A 17,292-nucleotide genomic window follows, 5' to 3' on the forward strand; every position below is an offset into this window, starting at 1 on the left:
TCCATTGCCGTTTTGCGCAATCAGGCAAAAGTGCCTGCAAGTCCAAACGGGAGTCGCCCTAATGAAATCGCACGTTCGCGCCCTTGTTGTCGGTGGTGGCGCCATCGGCACCTCCATTGCCTACCACCTTGCCCGCGCCGGCTGGGAAGACGTCATGCTCCTTGAGCGTGACGAGCTGACCTCCGGCTCGACATGGCACGCAGCCGGTCTTCTGCCGCTGTTCAACATGTCGTACGCGACGACCCACATCCACAAGTACTCGGTCGACTTCTACAAGACGCTCGAGGAAGAGACCGGCCTGAACGCCGGCTTCTCGATCTGCGGTAACCTGCGTATGGCGCAGACCGACGAGCGTATGGATGAATACAAACTGTATTCGTCGGTTGCAGAAACCGCCGACGTCTACCACGAATTCCTGACCCCCGCGCAGATCAAGGAACGCTGGCCGCTGGTCCGCACCGACGACCTCAAGGGCGCGCTGTTCCACCCGCAGGACGGCTACATCAACCCCGCCGACGTCACCATGGCGATGGCCAAGGGTGCACGACAGCGCGGCGTGATCATCGAGCGCAAGTGGCAGGTCGATGGCTACAAGTGGACCGGCGATCACTGGGAAGTCACCGTCACTAAGATGGGCGAAAAGGGCGGCAACCTCGTTCCGACCGACGAACAGACCGTGATCCACGCAGAACACGTCGTCACCGCCACCGGTAACCACGCGCAGCGCACCGCAAAGATGCTCGGCATCAAGATCCCCGCGATCCCGGTCGAACACCAGTTCATCGTCACCGAGCCCGATCCGGCGCTTGTCGCCTACCGCGAGGCAGGCAACCCCGAGCACCCCGTTCTGCGCGACGCAGATTCCCTCTGGTACGTCCGCGAAGAGCGTGGCGGCTGGATCCTCGGCCCGTACGAGCGCGGCGCTCCGGCACGTTTCGAATACGGTGTACCCGATAGCTTCCGTGCCGACCTCTTCCCGCTCGACCTCGACCGTATCGAGGAAGAGTATGTCTCCATGATCCACCGTCTTCCGTCGTCGGAAGTCGCTGGCCTCAAGGACGATTTCAACGGCCCGATCTGCTACACCCCCGACGGCAACCCGCTCGTCGGTCCGGCGCCGGGTCTGCGCAACATGTGGCTGGCCGAAGGCTTCTCGTTCGGTATCACCGCTGCTGGCGGCACCGGCTACTACCTCGCCCAGATGATGACGCAAGGCGAAGCCGAGATCGACATGGCCTCGCTCGACCCCAAGCGTTACGGCTCGTGGATGACCACCGAATACGGTGCCCGCAAGAACGAGGAGTGCTACGAGCACGTCTTCATCTTGCACCACCCCGACGAAGAGCGCGAAGCCTGCCGTCCGCTGCGGACCGCTCCGGCATACGACCGCCAGAAAGCCCGCGGTGCTCAGTTCGGTCAGGTCAACGGTTGGGAACGTCCGAACTACTACGGTCCGCTCGACGCTGCCGACAACTTCGACCACGACAGCCGCAGCTTCCGCCGCGGCGGTTGGTGGGAATACGCGATGGAAGAGGCGAAGGCCGTCCGCGAGACCGCCGGTCTCATCGACGCGACCGCCTTCACCAAACACATCGTCAAAGGACCGGGCGCGACCCAGTTCCTCGATTGGTTCACCTGTAACAAGCTGCCCAAGGTCGGTCGCATCAACCTGACCTACGCGCTGACCGAAGCAGGCACCACCCGCACCGAATACACCATCGTCCGTCTGGGCGAGGACGAGTACTACCTCGTTTCGGCAGGTGCATGGACCGACTACGACGGTGACTTCCTGCGCAAAGCCGCCGAGGACAAGGCGCCCGAGTTCGGCTACATCGAGATCCAGAACGTCACCACCCAGTGGGGCGTCTTCGCACTGGCCGGTCCGCGTTCGCGCGACATCCTGAAAGAAGTCTTGAAGGATGCCGACGTCGAAACCGCGCTGTCCAATAAGCGCTTCCCGTGGCTGTCGGCCCGTCAGATCGAACTGGGCATGTGCCCCGTCAACGCAATCCGCGTGGCTTACACCGGTGAGCTTGGCTGGGAACTCCACCACCCGATCGAAATGCAGAACTACCTCTGGGATCTGCTCGTTCCGGCACTGGAAAAGCACGGCGGCAAGCTCGTCGGTGCCCGCGCACAGAACTGGCTGCGTCAGGAGAAGTCCTACCGCGCATTCGGCAACGAACTGGGCCGCGACGCGACCCCGCTCGAAGCGGATCTGCCGCGCTTCGTCGACCTGTCCAAAGATTTCCAGGGCAAAGAGAAGATGGAAGCCATCGGCGTGCGTTCGAAGTGCGTCACCATCCTCATCGACGGTCCGGCAGATGCCGATCCGTGGGGCAAGGAAGCGCTGCGCGATCTGGACGGAAACTATGCGGGTCGTCTGACCTCGGGTGGCTATTCGGTCCACTTCGGCAAGCAGATCGGCATGGGCTATGTCAAACCGGCGCTGGCCGAGGTCGGCACCAAGCTCAAGGTCAAGATCATGGGCGAGCTGTATGACGCGGAGATCGTCGAGGACAGCCCCTACGATCCGACCAACGCGAACATCCGTGTGGATGGCTAAGTACAAAAGGGCGCCTTCGGGCGCCTTTTTCGTTTCGGGGCTCTGCCCCTCTTGGCCTGCGGCCAATTCACCCCGGGATATTGGGGGCACAAAGGCAATCAGCGGTAGCGATCCGGCAGGACAGCGGCTGCGTGTTCTGCGTCGATGGGGAGTTCGTTGCCTGCTATGATGGCGCGGAGGAAGTCTTTGACGGCTGGTGCCGTAGTGAAGCCGTAACCGCCTTGGCCCGCGCACCAGATAAACGAGGGATCGAGCGGATCGGGGCCGAGCACGAGCGTTTTGTCGGGCGAAAAGGTTCTGAGGCCCGCCCAGTTCGCGATCATGCGGTCGACCTCTACCGTGGTGTGGTCCTCGAAGCTGGCGATGCCTTCGGCGAGGTCCATATCATCGGCCCATGCATCCATCGGTTCCGACGGGGTTGCGTCGGCGGGGGAGACGATGAGCGCGCCTGCGTCGGGCTTCATGTACCAGCTTTCCCCTACACCGAAGACCATCGGCCAAGCGGCGGGATTCATACCGTCGGGGGCGGGGACACGCGCCATGGAGCGGCGTTTGGGCTGGAAGCCGATCTCTGCAATGCCTGCGAGTGCGGCGACCTTGTCGACCCAAGAGCCTGCGGCGTTGGCGATGTTCTTTGCTTCGAAAGTGCGATTGGCTGTTGTGACGGTCCAGATCTCGTCTGTTTTCGACATGGATTGGACGCGCTGGGCGGTGAGGACTTCGCCGCCGCCTGCACGGATTTCCTTGGCGTAGGTCTGCATCAAGAGTTCTGTGTCGATGTCATAGGATGCCTCGTTATAGGCGGCAAAGGCGACCTGTTCCGGATCGAGTATGGGGCAGAGGTCTAAGGCTTCGGTCATGTCGATTTCGGTCATGCCCATGCCTATGGTGTCTGCGTCGAACTCAGCGCGCTGATCGGCTTTGGCGACAAGCATCACGCCGCGCGGGGACAGGACGCCAGCCGCTTGATGCCCAGCGAGGGACGCATGGCCCAGCGCCTCGACCGCTTTGCTGCCGTAGCTCGGTTCATAAAGCGCCGCGGAGCGGCCGGAGGTGTGGTAGCCCAGCGTGTCTTCGGCTTCGAGCACGGTGACTTTTCCCAAGGGTGAGAGGCCAGCGCCCGCTGCAAGTCCGGCAATGCCGCCGCCGATAACCAGAAAGTCGATCATGATAGGTATCCGTTGTCAGTTGGCCTGACCCTGACACAGGCGCGCGCCATGAAAAAGGGGCGCCAAAGCGCCCCTTTGAAACATAGCCGAAAGAGACCGATCAGGACGGGATGTCGCCATCGATGCCTTCGACGTAGAAGCTCAGACCGGCGAGGGTGCCGTCATCCGCGACTTCGCCCTCGGCTAGCCAGACCGAGCCGTCCTGCTTATTGATCGGGCCGGTGAACGGGTGGTATTCGCCAGCTGCAATCTGGTCGCGCAGGGCTTCTGCTTCGGCTTTGACGTCGTCCGGAACAGCCGACGAGATCTCGCCGATGCCGACCATGCCAGCGCCGATGCCGTCCCAGGTGTTCGTCGACGACCAGGTGCCGTCCATGACAGCCTGTACGCGGTCGATGTAGTAGGGGGCCCATTCGTCGATGATCGACGAGATGCGCGGCTTCGGACCGAATTCGGCCATGTCCGCAGCCTGACCGAAGGTGTAGACGTCGCCTTCGGCATCCTTCGCAGCCTGCTGCGGCGCGGTCGAGTCGGTGTGCTGGAGGATGACGTCGCAGCCTTGTTCGATCAGAGCCTTGGCAGCGTCGGCTTCCTTCGCGGGGTTCAGCCATTCGAAGATCCAGATGATCTTGAATTCGACATCGGGGTTCACCTTCTTGGCGTGGAGGTAAGCCGAGTTGATGCCGCGCACGACTTCCGGAATCGGAACCGATGCGATGTAGCCGATCTTGTTGCTCTGGGTCATGCGGCCCGCGAGGGTGCCCTGAACGGCGCGGCCTTCGTAGAAGCGTGCCGAGTAAACCGAGACGTTGTCAGCCATCTTGTAGCCGGTTGCGTGCTCGAATTTCACATCGGGGAACTTGGCAGCGACGTTGATGGTCGGGTCCATGTAGCCGAACGACGTGGTGAAGATGATGTCGGCACCGCCGAGTGCCATCTGGGTGATCGCGCGTTCGGCGTCGGGGCCTTCCGGAACCGATTCCTGATAGACGAAATCTACCGCGTCGCCGAAGTGCTCTACCATTTCCATGGCGGAGTGGTGGTGGTGCTGGGTCCAACCGCCATCGTTGATCGGACCGACGTAGATGAAGCCGACCTTGGTCTTGTCCTGCGCGCGGGCGGGGACGCCCAGTGCGGCTGCAATCGCGGCGCTGGCACCGGTGGCAAGTAGCGTTCTGCGTTTCATTTTTTGTTCTCCCAATTGGACCAGAGCAGATCTGGCTGTTTGCAGCGCCTCAGGTCGAGGCGTGAAAGGTTTTGCCCAGCGATGCGGGCGCATTGGAGGCGCGCAGCCCGACCAGAACGGCAATCGTCGCGAGGTAGGGTAGCATCGAAAGGTATTCGATCGGAATGGTCTGCATGCCCGCGAGCCGCAGCAGTCCGTAAACCACTGACAGAACGAGGATGATGACCGAGAGCAGGTTGTCCATCGGTGCGGCTGCCTTCTTCGTGATCGAGCGGGTAAGCCATACCACAGCGGCAGCGACCGCAAGAAGCCCAATTGCGATATCGAGAAGCGCAAGCGTGCCGTCGGCTTGCAGGTTTAGCTGCAACACGGTGACGCCGCCGAAAAGATAGGCACCGATCAGAAGGCGGAAGGGTTTCCAGCTCGCAAAGACGACGATGGCGAGCGCGATCCAGCCCGCACCGGCGGTGATGCCGTCGGTCCATTGGGGTACGCGCACGAGGCTGATGTAGGCACCTGCGAGACCCGCGCAGCCGCCGCCGAAGAAGATCGCTAGCATCCGCACGAGGCGGACAGGATAGCCGAGCGCGTGGGCTGCGTCGTGGTTTTCACCCGTCGCGCGCAGGATCAGGCCCGCGCGGGTGCGGAACATGATGAACCAGACGAGCACTATCAGAAGGATCGACAGGTAGACGACCGCATCGTGGTTAAACAGGATCGGCCCGAGCGACGGAATGTCCGACAGCAGCGGGATCGGCAGGCGCGGTACGGTGACGGGATAGGTGGCCGTCGCGCCTTGGCCGACGAGCGACGACAGGCCCAGCCCGAAGAGCGTCAGGCCAAGCCCCGTGGCGGTCTGGTTAGTCAACAGGAACTGCGTGAGGAAGCCGAAAATCAGGCTCAGACAAGCACCCGCAAGCGCCGCCGCGGCAAAGCCTCCGATGGCACTGCCGCTGCCGTGACCGATGATGTAGCCGAACACGGCTCCGGTGATCATCATGCCCTCGACACCGAGGTTCAGAACGCCGGAGCGCTCGACGACCAGCTCTCCGATCGCGGCGAGCAGGACAGGCGTGGATGCGACCATAACAGCCGCAAGAAGGAGGATCGGGTTGATATCCATCAGCGCACCTCGTTCTTTCCAAAGCGGAGACGATAATTGGTCAGCACATCGACCCCGAGGATCGAGAACAGCAGCATCCCTTGGAACACCATGATTGCCGCAGCGGGCAGCTGCTGGCGGTCCTGTGCAACCTCGCCGCCGATATACGTCAGCGCCATCAATGCGCCCGCCATCAGAATGCCGACCGGATGGAGCCGGCCCAGATATGCGACGATGATAGCCGTGAAACCGTAAAATTTCGGGAAAGATCCGAGGATTTGTCCCGCAGGGCCCGTGACCTCGAAAACGCCCGCCAGACCGGCGAGGCCGCCCGAGAGCAGCAGCGATAGGATCACCAGCTTGTTCGGGTTCACGCCCGAGAAGGACGCGGCCTTCGGGCTCTGTCCTGCAAGGCGCACGTCAAAACCGAACTGGTGGCGGGTCAGGATTACATATGCAACCGCGACCGCGATCAATGCCGCGATGACGCCCCAGTGGATGCCGGTACCGGCGAAAAGCTCGCTGTTCGCGGCGGCGGGGTACTGGCTCAGGTTCCGGCTACCAGGGAAGCCATGGCCATCGGGGTTGCGCATCAGGCCGGATGAGAACGCGGTGATCAGCACCTGCGCGACATAGACCAGCATGAGCGACACAAGGATTTCATTCGTCTTGAATTTTACCTTGAGCAGCGCGGGGATCAGGCCCCAGACAGCGCCGCCGATGGTGCCCGCGATGATGGCGAGCGGGAAGACAAGCCAGCGGGACTCGCTTGGATAGAACGCCAGCGCGACGCCCGCGCCGCAGATGGCGCCCATGATATACTGGCCCTCGGCGCCAATATTCCACACGCCTGCGCGAAACCCGAATGCAAGGCCGGTCGCGATCAGGATGAGCGGAGCGGCTTTCTTGATGACCTCGGGGCGGTAGTAGAACGAGAACTCACCGAACAGCGGCTCGTAGAAAATTGCGCGGATCGCGCCCACGGGGTCTTTGCCGAGGCTCGCGAAGAGCGCCATGCCCAGCAGGATTGTCACGACCACTGCGACGAGAGGCGCGGCGTAGGTCCAGAATGTCGACGGCTGGGGTCGTTTCTCAAGCCTGAGCATGCGCGGCCTCCATATCGTGGGCGCCGCCCAGCATCAGACCGATTTCCTCGATACTCAGCCCCTTCGTCGAGACGGGCTTAGACAGCCGCCCTTCGTTCAGGGCCGCGAAACGGTCTGCAATTTCCAGAATTTCATCAAGGTCCTGGCTGATCACCACAACGGCCGATCCGCCTGCGGCCAGGTCAAGCAGCGCCTGACGGATCGAAGCCGCCGCAGCAGCGTCCACGCCCCATGTGGGCTGGTTCACGACCAGAACCTTGGGCTTTTGCAGGATCTCGCGGCCGATGACAAACTTCTGCAAGTTGCCGCCCGACAGTGCGCGGGCCGTTGTCTCGGTCCCCGGAGTGCGGACGTCGAAGGCGTTGATGATACTGTCGGCAAAGTCGCGCGCTTTCGCCCAATCGAGCATACCGTTCTTCGACAGGACCATCCGCGTGTTGCCGGTTAGCAGCGCGTTTTCTGTCAGCGTCATGTCGGGCGCGGCGGCGTGACCGTTCCGTTCTTCGGGGGCTGCACAAACGCCGATTTTTCGGCGCGCATTCGGTGTCAGTCCGCCAATTGAGGCTCCATCGACGACAACCATGCCTTCGCCGGTTCGCATCTCGCCCGAGAGGGCCGCGACCAGTTCGTCCTGACCGTTGCCTGCAACGCCGCCGATGCCGACGACTTCGCCAGCGCGGACGGTGAGTTCGATGTTCTTCAGGGCGGTCCCGAACTGATGCGGGGCAGGGGCGGAGAGGTTTTTGAGGCAGAGAATTTCGGCGCCCGCTTCCGCATAGTCGCGCTGCGGCGCTTGCAGAACGGTGCCGACCATCATCTCGGCCATCTCGCGGCTCGTCGTGGCGCGCGGATCGCATTCGCCGACGACCTTGCCGAGCCTCAGGATCGTGGCCCTGTGGCAAAGCGCGCGAATTTCGTCGAGCTTGTGGGAAATATAGAGGATCGAGGTACCTTGCTCGGACAGCAGGCGGAGCGTCTCGAACAGGATATTGACCTCTTGCGGGGTCAGAACGGACGTCGGCTCGTCCATGATGAGCAGGCGCGGCGACTGGAGCAGGCAGCGGATAATCTCGACGCGCTGGCGCTCACCTGCGGACAGATCGCCGACGATCATATCGGGATCGAGCGGCAGGCCGTATTTCTCTGACACCTCACGAATACGGCCCGCGATCTGCTTACGCGGCGGCGGGTTGTCCATACCGAGGGCAATATTTTCGGCCACGGTCAGCGCGTCAAACAGCGAGAAATGCTGGAACACCATCGCAATACCAGACCCACGCGCGGCGCGCGGATCGCTCGGGCTAAAAGGCTGCCCTGCGAGCGTCATGTCCCCCGCATCGGGCCGCACCAGACCATAGATCGTCTTGACCAAGGTCGATTTGCCCGCGCCGTTTTCACCCAGCAGCGCGTGGATTTCTCCCTCGCCGATGGAGAAGCTGACATCGCTGTTGGCAACCACGCCCGGATAGGCTTTGGTCAACCCTCTCAGATCAAGCAGTGTCACTGTTGCCCTGTCCCGTTCCCTGTCCGATGTGCGCCCGTTGTAGCACATCTGTTGCGACCCCCAAGGCTATTGCCTGAGGATGTTTGCCGAGCGACGGATCCCCGATTGGACAGACGATACGCGCGATCTGTTCCTGCCGATGTCCCAGATCGGCAAGCCGCTTGAAAAAGCGGGCGCGTTTGGTCTGCGAGCCGATGAGGCCGAGGCCGGAAAATCCATGTGCCAGAAGAGCATGGCAGAGCGCAAGGTCGAGTTCATGACTATGCGTCAAGATGACATGCTCGGCAGTTTTTGGTGCGTGTTTGACCATCTGCACGGGGTCCACGGCGACCAGATCGGTGACGCCGAAAGGGATGTCCGACGGGAAACGGTCCTGCGCGATGTCGACCCATTTGATGTCCGCCAATGGGGCGAGAACCGCGACCAGCGCGCGGCCGACGTGACCGGAGCCCCAGACCCAGATCTCGCGGCCCCTAGGCGGCGCGGTCTCGATCAGCCAGCCGTGGACGATGACCGGAGCGGGGAGCTTGCCGATGTGCGCCAGCTTGCGCTCGACGCTCGTCGGCATCGGATTGGGTTTCAGCGGACGCGCATAGGGGAGGGTCGGCAGTGTTTCGGCGGTGAAAACCTCGGTCACCAAAGTTACCGACCCGCCGCAGCACTGACCAAGGCCCGGCCCGAGCGGATAGGTGCGTTCGGACAGCGCGTCGGTTTGCGTGCGAGCGGCGACAACCGCCTCCCATTCGAGCCGTCCGCCACCAATCGTGCCGTCCTGACCATCTTCCCAGACATACATCACCGTTCCCGCCTCACGCGGAACAGAACCTGCGGTGCGGGTCACGACGATCCGTGCCACAGGTCCGCGCGCGGTCAGGGCCGCGAGGTGTTCGAGGTCGAAGCTCACCCGCGCACCCTCTTGATGGCTTCCAGTAGGCGTTCGGGCGTCACGGGCGCGTCGAGCGCAGGGTAGGCCGTGCCGCAAGCAGCGACCGCGTCCGACAACGCGAGGAACGCAGAGATGCCCAGCATGAACGGCGGCTCGCCTACGGCTTTGGAGCGATAGATCGTGGCCTCTGGGTTCTCTGCGTCGACGAGTTCGACGTTGAAGACAGGCGGACGATCCGAACACGCAGGGATCTTGTAGGTCGACGGCGCGTGGGTGCGCAGACGGCCCTGATCGTCCCAGACAAGTTCTTCGGTCGTCAGCCATCCGGCACCTTGAACATAGCCGCCTTCGACCTGACCCTTGTCGATCGCGGGGTTTAGCGACTTGCCCGCGTCGTGCAGAATGTCTGTACGCAGGATGCGGTTCTCGCCCGTGAGCGTGTCGATCACGACCTCGGTTACGGCAGCGCCGTGGGCAAAATAGAAAAACGGTCGGCCTTGGCCCTTCTGGCGGTCCCACGACAGGTCGGGCGTCTTGTAGAAACCCGTGGCCGACAGGCTCACGCGGGCCTCGTAGCACTTTAGCGCAGCTTCGGCGAAGGTCAGCTCCTGATCCGCCCAGCGCACCATGCCGCCGGCGAATTCGACAGGCTGACCACCGCCGAGGTTCGCTGCCATGCGCTCCTTGATCGCATCACAGGCGGCCAGCACGGCCATACCATTAAGGTCCGACCCCGAAGATGCAGCGGTCGCCGATGTGTTCGGCACCTTCGCAGTATCGGTCGCGGTGATGCGCACTTTGTCGACGCCGACACCAAAGCGGGCAGAGGCGACCTGAGCGACCTTCTGGAACAGACCCTGACCCATCTCCGTCCCGCCGTGGTTCATCATGATCGAACCGTCGGCGTAGACGTGGACCAGCGCGCCTGCTTGATTGAGGTGGGTGAGGGTGAATGAAATGCCGAACTTCACCGGGGAGAACGCGATGCCGCGCTTCAGGATCGGAGAGTTTGCGTTCCAATCGGCGATGGCTTTGCGGCGCGCCTCGTACTCACAGCTTTGCAGCAGCTTTTCCGTCATCCCATGGAGCAGGAAGTCCTTCACCTCCATCCCGTAGGGCGTGGTGTTCGGCTCCGGCTTGTGGCTGGGGGGCGAGTACTTGCCGCCGAAGGGGGTGCCGCCGCCTTTGACGCGCGAGAATGTGCCGTCCGGCGCGGTCTGCGAGGCTTCGTCGATCTTGGCTTCGGCGTAGTAGTTCACTTTGCGCACTTGGACCGGATCAAGACCCAGATCATGCGCGATATGATCCATGACACGTTCGATGCCGACCACACCCTGCGGGCCGCCGAAACCGCGATAGGCGGTGGCGGACTGCATGTTGGTCTTGAGGCGGTAGGACGTGATCTTGGCCGTCGGCAGCAGGTACGCATTGTCCGCGTGGAGCATGGCGCGGTCCGCGACCGCTCCGGTTAGATCCTGCGCCCAGCCGGCGCGGGTGATCTGCTCGAACACGACACCCTGAACCCGCCCGCGGTCGTCGAAACCGACCTCGTAGTCGATGCGGAAATCGTGGCGCTTGCCTGTGATGACCATGTCGTCATCGCGGTCGTAGCGCATCTTGCAGCTTTTGCCGGTGAGTCGCGCGGCGACAGCACAGGACACGGCGAGCGCGTTGCCTTGGGATTCCTTACCGCCGAAGCCGCCACCCATGCGGCGACATTCGACGCGAATGGCATGCATCGGAGTGCCGATCGCCTCGGCCACCTTGTGCTGGATTTCGGTCGGGTGCTGGGTGGAGCTGTGCACCACCATATCCCCGTTTTCCTGCGGCGCGGCCATCGCGGCCTGACCTTCGAGGTAAAAGTGCTCTTGGCCTCCCATCTCGATCCGGCCCGACAAGCGATACGGGGCCTTTGCGACGGCCTCATCGGCGTCACCCTTCTGCCAGACGCGCGGGCCGCCTTCGAACCAGCTTTCGGCAGCGAGGGCGGCGTCATAGGTGAGCAGCGGCTCCTCTTCGTCGATGACCATTTTGCCGAGGCGCGCGGCCTTGCGGGCGTTCAGGTGTGTATCCGCGACGACAAGAAACACGGGCTGACCGACGTGGTGCACGCGGTCCGTGGCGAGCAGCGGCTCGTCATGGATCGAGGCGCTGACGTCGTTCGCAAAGGGCAGATCGTCGGCGGTGAGAACCGCGACGACACCTTCGGCGGCGCGGACGGCTGAGACATCCAGTTCGCGCAGCGTCCCGCGCGCTTTCGGAGACAGACCGAACGCGAGGTGCAGCGTGCCTTTGGGCGTCGGGATATCATCGACGTAGCGGGCTTTGCCGGTGACGTGAAGCGCGGCGCTATCGTGCGGATTTGAGGTGCCGACGGTCATGCGCGGACCTCCATCAGGTCGATGGAGATGCCTTGGCTCTCCGCGAAGTAGCGGCGAAGCATCCCTTGCGCGGCCTCGGTGCGGTAGGCGGCAGAGGCGCGCATGTCGGACATCGGGTTGAAGTCGTTGCCTAGCGCGGCGCAGGCGCTGTCGATGGTCGTGTCGTTCCACGGCTGGCCGATAAGAGCCTCCATCGCGCCCTTGGCCAGTTGCGGTGTCCCCGCCATGCCGCCGAACGCGATGCGGGCATCGCTGACGGTGCCGTCGGCAATGGTCATATTGAAGCAGCCGCAAACGGCAGAGATGTCCTGATCGAAGCGTTTGGACAGCTTGTAGCAGCGCAAACCCTCGGCCGATTTGGGGATGGTCACGGCCTCGACGAACTCGCCCGCTTGGCGGTCCTGTTTGCCGTATTCGATAAAGAAATCCTCGATCGGCAATGAACGACGTTCGTCCCCGCGGCGCAGGTGCAGCGTGGCGCCCAGCGCGATGAGGGCGGGCGGGTTGTCCCCGATGGGGGAGCCGTTGGCGATATTCCCGCCGATCGTCGCCGAATTACGCACCTGCTCGGAGCCGTAACGGCGCACCATTGCGGCGTAGCTCGGGTGGTGTCTGGTCAGCACGGGCAGCAGTTCGGCCATCGTCACCGCTGCACCGATACGGAGTGTATCGCCCTCGTCATCAATGCCGCGCATGTCTTCGCAACCACTGACAAATGCCACTTCGGGCAGATCGCGCAGTTGCTTTGTCACCCATAGGCCGACATCGGTCGCACCGGCAACCAGCGTGCCTTCGGGATGCTCCAGATACCACGCGGCCAGTTCGTCCGAGGATATCGGCTGGGCGGGCGAGGCGCTCGCCTCAACCGCCTTGTCCTTCACCCACTCCGGAGCCGCCTGATGCGCGGCCTTTTCGGCGGCGCGTACAATCGGCGCGTATCCGGTGCAGCGGCACAGGTTGCCAGCCAGAACGCGGTCGGTATCGGTCTCTCCGGTCAACTGGGCGGTGGCCATCGACACCACGAAACCCGGAGTGCAAAAACCGCACTGGCTTCCGTGTTCTTCGACCATCGCGTGCTGGACGGGGTGCATTTCACCGTTCGGACCCGAAAGACCTTCGACCGTGCGGAGCGCTTTGCCGTTGATCTGCGGCATGAGCATGATGCAGGCGTTGTGGGCACGCGGGCCGCGTTCGTCGGTGATCATGACGGTGCACGCACCGCAGTCCCCTTCGTTGCAGCCTTCTTTCGTGCCGGTAAGTCCTTGCTCTTCGCGTAGCCAGTCGAGCACCGTCCGCGTCAGCGGAACGTCTACCGAAACAGTCTCTCCGTTCAGAAGAAACGTGATCTCCATGTGAAAACCCGCCGCGTTACTCTTCCTTGGGGAATGGCGCATCGTCGATGCGGCGTAGACCCGCGCCCCCTTTTACCGATCATTCAAATCTATGAAGGCCCTTCTGCGCAAGGTGTATTGCCGAATGATTTGCACGCTAAGCAAGCGACGCTAGGGCATTTGCCTTAAATTTATGCAATCGGGTTCGGCCGGAATGTGATCGCGATGATGTTCCACTTATCAAAGGCTTGGGGTAGCTTGGGCGCATGACCGACTCTCCCCGTTTTATCCATCTGCGCGTCCACACCGAATATTCGCTGCTCGAAGGGGCAATGCGGGTCAAAAAGCTGTCAGGCATCGCCTCGGGCATGGGAATGCCTGCTGTCGCGGTGACGGACACGAACAGCATGTTCTGCGCGCTGGAGTTTTCCGAATATGCGAGCGGGGCGGGGCTCCAGCCGATTATCGGCTGTCAGGTGAGTTTCGGCTACGTCAAACCCGAACCTGGAAAGAGGCCCGAACCGCCTGCGCCGTTGGTGTTCCTTGCTCAGACCGAAGAGGGCTACGAGAACCTCATGCGGATGTCGAGCATCCTGTATGTGGACAATAACGAGGGTCAGTTGCCGCAAATCCAGATGTCCGACCTGCGCGAGCACAACACGGGTCTGATCTGTCTGACGGGCGGCCCTGACGGTCCGATGGGGCGTCTTTTGCGCTCGGGTCAGGCGGCCAAGGCGCAAGCGATGATGCAGGAACTGAAGGACATCTTCGGCGACCGCCTCTACGTCGAATTGCAGCGCCACCCCGAAGAGGGCGGTCTTCCGGAGGCCGAGAAGCTTAGCGAGCGCGGCTTTGTCGAGATGGCATACGCGATGGACATTCCGCTGGTCGCGACGAACGACGTCTACTTCCCGAATGCCGAGATGTACGAAGCCCACGACGCGATGATCTGTATCGCGGAGGGCGCTTACGTCGACCAGCAGCAGGACCGCCGCCGCCTCACGCGTCAGCACTATTTCAAGTCGCAGGAAGAGATGATCACGCTCTTCGCCGACCTGCCCGAAGCTATCGAAAACACTGTCGAGATCGCCAAGCGTTGTGCGTTCAAAGCCTACAAACGCGCGCCGATCCTTCCGAAGTTCGCCGATGACGAGATCGAGGAACTGCGCCGTCAGGCGTGGAAAGGTCTCGAAGACCGCCTTGCTGTCATTCCGCACGCCGCGCCGGTCGAGGAATACAACAAGCGCCTCCAGTTCGAGCTCGACATCATCGAAGGTATGGGCTTCCCCGGTTACTTCCTGATCGTTGCCGACTTCATCAAGTGGGCCAAGGATCAGGGCATTCCCGTCGGGCCGGGCCGTGGTTCGGGTGCGGGCTCGCTGGTGGCTTACGTTCTGACGATTACCGACCTTGATCCGCTGCGTTATTCGCTGCTGTTCGAACGCTTCCTGAATCCCGAACGTGTGTCGATGCCCGACTTCGACATCGACTTCTGCATGGATCGCCGTGAAGAGGTCATCAAATACGTTCAGGAAAAATACGGCCGCGATAAGGTTGCGCAGATCATCACCTTCGGTGCGCTTTTGTCCAAGGCGGCAGTGCGCGACGTGGGCCGTGTGCTACAGCTGCCGTTCGGTCAGGTGGACCGTCTGTCGAAGCTGATCCCCGTCGAGGGTGTGAAACCTGTGTCCATCGAACAGGCGCTCAAGCAGGAAGACCGCCTGCGCCAGATGGCCAGTGAAGAAGAGGTGATCGACCGCCTTCTGAAATACGGAATGCAGGTCGAGGGGCTGCTGCGGAACGCATCCACCCACGCTGCGGGTGTCGTGATCGCGGACCGCCCGACGGATCGGCTCGTGCCGCTTTATCAAGATCCGCGTTCGGACATGCCTGCGACCCAATTCAACATGAAATGGGTGGAACAGGCGGGTCTGGTGAAGTTCGACTTCCTCGGTCTGAAGACGCTGACCGTGATCCAATCGGCGATGAACCTGATCTTCAAATCGGGTCGCTCTCTGCACGTCGCCGCCGATGGCACGCAGCTCTACGAGCCTGCCGCCGGCGCGGAAAACCACATCAACGCGATCCCGCTAGACGACAAAAAAACCTACGACCTTTATTCCGATGCGAAAACGGTCGCCGTGTTCCAGGTGGAAAGCTCGGGCATGATGTCCGCGCTTCGCCAGATGAAGCCGACCTGTATCGAGGACATCGTTGCGCTCGTGGCGCTCTACCGTCCGGGTCCGATGGAGAACATTCCGACCTATTGTGACGTAAAGCATGGCCGCAAGGAGTTGGAATCCGTCCACCCAACCATCGACCACATCCTCGCCGAAACGCAGGGCATCATCGTTTATCAGGAACAGGTGATGCAGATCGCGCAGGTCATGGCGGGTTACTCGCTCGGCGGCGCTGACCTTCTGCGCCGCGCGATGGGTAAGAAGATCAAAGAGGCGATGGACGCCGAACGTCCGAAATTCGAGGCGGGCGCCGCAGAGAATGGCGTCGACAAAAAGAAAGCGTCAGAAGTCTTCGACCTTCTGGAAAAATTCGCGAACTACGGCTTCAACAAATCCCACGCTGCGGCCTACGCCGTCGTGTCTTACCAGACGGGCTGGCTCAAGGCGAACCATCCGGTGGAGTTCATGGCAGGCGTCATGAACTGCGATATCCACCTGACGGAAAAGCTGGCGATCTACGCCGAAGAAGTCCGCCGCGGCATGAACATCGAAATCGTGCCGCCATGCGTGAACCGCTCGCTGGCGACCTTCGATGTGGTCGATCAGAAACTGGTCTACGCGCTGGGCGCGCTGAAGAACGTCGGCTCCGAAGCGATGAACCTGATCGTCCGTGCCCGCGAGGAAACGGGCCGCCCGTTCGCGACGCTCTACGACTTCGCCCGCCGCGTCGATCTCAAGAAAGTCGGTAAGCGCCCGCTGGAAATGCTGGCGCGGGCAGGGGCGTTCGATCAGCTCGACAGCAACCGCCGCCGCGTCTTGGAAAGCCTCGACCCGCTGGTCGCCTATTCCGCCGCGATCCACGAACAGAGCGCGTCCGCGCAGGTATCGCTCTTCGGTGACGCGGGCGAGGATCTGCCCGAGCCGCGTCTGGCTGCCGTCACCGATTGGGCACCGTCCGACCGCCTCATGGAAGAGCAGAAAGCCATCGGCTTCTTCCTCTCGGGCCACCCGCTCGACGATTATGCGAGCGCGTTGAAGCGCAAGAAGATCTTCACGATCGCCGACGCGCAGAAAAAGGCAGAGGCCGAGGGCGCCGTTGCCGTTCGCGTGGGCGTCATGGTTTCGGGTTTCCGCGAGATGAAGTCGTCCAAGGGCACCCGCTATTTCAGGATGAACATCTCGGATTCGTCGGGCCAGCTTTCAGGCATCGCGATGTTCATGCGCAAGGATGACGAGCTGTTCGCCGCGCGCACCGTGTTCGAGGAAACCGACAAGGTGGTCGTCACGCTCGAAGGGCGATTCAACGACGGCCAGTTCGATCCCACAATCCGCGCGGTCTCTCCGATGGAATCGGTTGTGGCGGACGCAGGCGGGGCAGGGCTTCAGGTCTACATTCAGGATGAAGAGGCCGTGGTCTCCATAGCGTCCGTTCTGGAAACCGCGCGCCGCGACAGGGTGAAGGGCAGTATCGGCCCGATCCGCCTCACGGTCATGACCAATGCCGATCCGGCAGAGGTCGATATCGATCTTGCGGACAACTTCCCCGTTTCGCCGCAGATCCGTGGGGCGCTGCGGTCAATCGAAGGCGTCGTGGACGTGATCGAGATGTAATTACCAGTGCGGCGGGCGCTGGTCGGCGAGCGGGATGTCGTTGCTGCTCGCATATTCGCGCTCTGCCTCACGCTCCATCAGCATGGCGAGGCGGCGCTTGGCCAATAGCAGATCGGTCTCCTGCCGCGCGACAATGTCGGACAGTTCCTCGACGGTGCGGGTGAGGTGAGCGATGCGCTCTTCAAGTGCGGTGGTGTCTGTCATGTGCAACATCTTATGCCGTGGCGGAGGAAAGGCCAAGATCGCGTTGCTCTTGTGCGGTCCTGTCTA

11 protein-coding genes are annotated in these 17,292 nt (G+C 62.2%); 2 read left to right on the forward strand and 9 right to left on the reverse strand.

The window, feature by feature from the left end:
* Positions 1-61 precede the first annotated feature (61 nt).
* Positions 62-2,566 carry a GcvT family protein gene (locus tag HCZ30_RS02055; protein ID WP_167636093.1) on the forward strand — a complete coding sequence of 835 codons (2,505 nt, stop codon included), beginning with the start codon at positions 62-64 and terminating at the stop codon, positions 2,564-2,566.
* A gap of 98 nt (positions 2,567-2,664) precedes the next feature.
* Here the strand turns inward: HCZ30_RS02055 and HCZ30_RS02060 are convergent, their stop codons facing one another.
* The 8 genes from HCZ30_RS02060 to xdhA all read right to left on the reverse strand — a co-directional run bounded on the left by HCZ30_RS02060 (position 2,665) and on the right by xdhA (position 13,252).
* Complete coding sequence (locus HCZ30_RS02060; RefSeq protein WP_167636094.1) at positions 2,665-3,735, reverse strand: NAD(P)/FAD-dependent oxidoreductase; 1,071 nt, start codon at positions 3,733-3,735, stop codon at positions 2,665-2,667.
* A 100-nt stretch (positions 3,736-3,835) separates the two neighbouring features.
* On the reverse strand, positions 3,836-4,921 hold the full coding sequence (locus HCZ30_RS02065; RefSeq protein ID WP_167636095.1) for a BMP family ABC transporter substrate-binding protein: 1,086 nt from the start codon (positions 4,919-4,921) through the stop codon (positions 3,836-3,838).
* 49 nt (positions 4,922-4,970) lie between these two features.
* Positions 4,971-6,044, reverse strand: a complete 1,074-nt coding sequence (locus HCZ30_RS02070; RefSeq protein ID WP_167636096.1) for an ABC transporter permease — start codon at positions 6,042-6,044, stop codon at positions 4,971-4,973.
* Positions 6,044-7,129, reverse strand: a complete 1,086-nt coding sequence (locus HCZ30_RS02075) for an ABC transporter permease (RefSeq protein ID WP_167636097.1) — start codon at positions 7,127-7,129, stop codon at positions 6,044-6,046. The genes HCZ30_RS02070 and HCZ30_RS02075 overlap by 1 nt, the downstream gene beginning before the upstream one ends.
* The gene (locus HCZ30_RS02080; protein WP_167636098.1) at positions 7,116-8,681 is read right to left on the reverse strand and encodes an ABC transporter ATP-binding protein; all 1,566 of its coding nucleotides are present in this window, start codon (positions 8,679-8,681) and stop codon (positions 7,116-7,118) included. The genes HCZ30_RS02075 and HCZ30_RS02080 overlap by 14 nt, the downstream gene beginning before the upstream one ends.
* A complete protein-coding gene (xdhC, locus tag HCZ30_RS02085; RefSeq protein ID WP_167636099.1) occupies positions 8,620-9,537 on the reverse strand; it encodes a xanthine dehydrogenase accessory protein XdhC in 918 nt (305 codons plus the stop codon). Before xdhC ends, HCZ30_RS02080 begins: the two co-directional genes overlap by 62 nt.
* Positions 9,534-11,900 carry a xanthine dehydrogenase molybdopterin binding subunit gene (gene xdhB / locus HCZ30_RS02090; protein WP_167636100.1) on the reverse strand — a complete coding sequence of 789 codons (2,367 nt, stop codon included), beginning with the start codon at positions 11,898-11,900 and terminating at the stop codon, positions 9,534-9,536. The genes xdhC and xdhB overlap by 4 nt, the downstream gene beginning before the upstream one ends.
* Entirely contained in the window at positions 11,897-13,252 is a 1,356-nt protein-coding gene (gene xdhA / locus HCZ30_RS02095) for a xanthine dehydrogenase small subunit (protein ID WP_167636101.1), read from the reverse strand. Before xdhA ends, xdhB begins: the two co-directional genes overlap by 4 nt.
* A gap of 245 nt (positions 13,253-13,497) precedes the next feature.
* Here xdhA and dnaE point away from each other — a divergent pair, with 245 nt between their 5' ends.
* Positions 13,498-17,022 carry a DNA polymerase III subunit alpha gene (gene dnaE, locus HCZ30_RS02100; protein WP_167636102.1) on the forward strand — a complete coding sequence of 1,175 codons (3,525 nt, stop codon included), beginning with the start codon at positions 13,498-13,500 and terminating at the stop codon, positions 17,020-17,022.
* Here dnaE and HCZ30_RS02105 read toward each other — a convergent pair whose 3' ends face one another.
* Positions 17,023-17,226, reverse strand: a complete 204-nt coding sequence (locus HCZ30_RS02105) for a SlyX family protein (RefSeq protein ID WP_167636103.1) — start codon at positions 17,224-17,226, stop codon at positions 17,023-17,025.
* Positions 17,227-17,292: the final 66 nt, after the last annotated feature.

This window comes from Marivivens donghaensis (genome assembly GCF_011806565.1).
Lineage (GTDB): Bacteria > Pseudomonadota > Alphaproteobacteria > Rhodobacterales > Rhodobacteraceae > Marivivens > Marivivens donghaensis_A.

Coding starts and splice junctions, on each gene's coding strand:
- HCZ30_RS02055 (WP_167636093.1), top strand. CDS start 62: ATGAAATCGCACGTTCGCGCCCTTGTTGTCGGTGGTGGCGCCATCGGC.
- HCZ30_RS02060 (WP_167636094.1), bottom strand. CDS start 3,735: ATGATCGACTTTCTGGTTATCGGCGGCGGCATTGCCGGACTTGCAGCG.
- HCZ30_RS02065 (WP_167636095.1), bottom strand. CDS start 4,921: ATGAAACGCAGAACGCTACTTGCCACCGGTGCCAGCGCCGCGATTGCA.
- HCZ30_RS02070 (WP_167636096.1), bottom strand. CDS start 6,044: ATGGATATCAACCCGATCCTCCTTCTTGCGGCTGTTATGGTCGCATCC.
- HCZ30_RS02075 (WP_167636097.1), bottom strand. CDS start 7,129: ATGCTCAGGCTTGAGAAACGACCCCAGCCGTCGACATTCTGGACCTAC.
- HCZ30_RS02080 (WP_167636098.1), bottom strand. CDS start 8,681: ATGTGCTACAACGGGCGCACATCGGACAGGGAACGGGACAGGGCAACA.
- xdhB (WP_167636100.1), bottom strand. CDS start 11,900: ATGACCGTCGGCACCTCAAATCCGCACGATAGCGCCGCGCTTCACGTC.
- xdhA (WP_167636101.1), bottom strand. CDS start 13,252: ATGGAGATCACGTTTCTTCTGAACGGAGAGACTGTTTCGGTAGACGTT.
- dnaE (WP_167636102.1), top strand. CDS start 13,498: ATGACCGACTCTCCCCGTTTTATCCATCTGCGCGTCCACACCGAATAT.
- HCZ30_RS02105 (WP_167636103.1), bottom strand. CDS start 17,226: ATGACAGACACCACCGCACTTGAAGAGCGCATCGCTCACCTCACCCGC.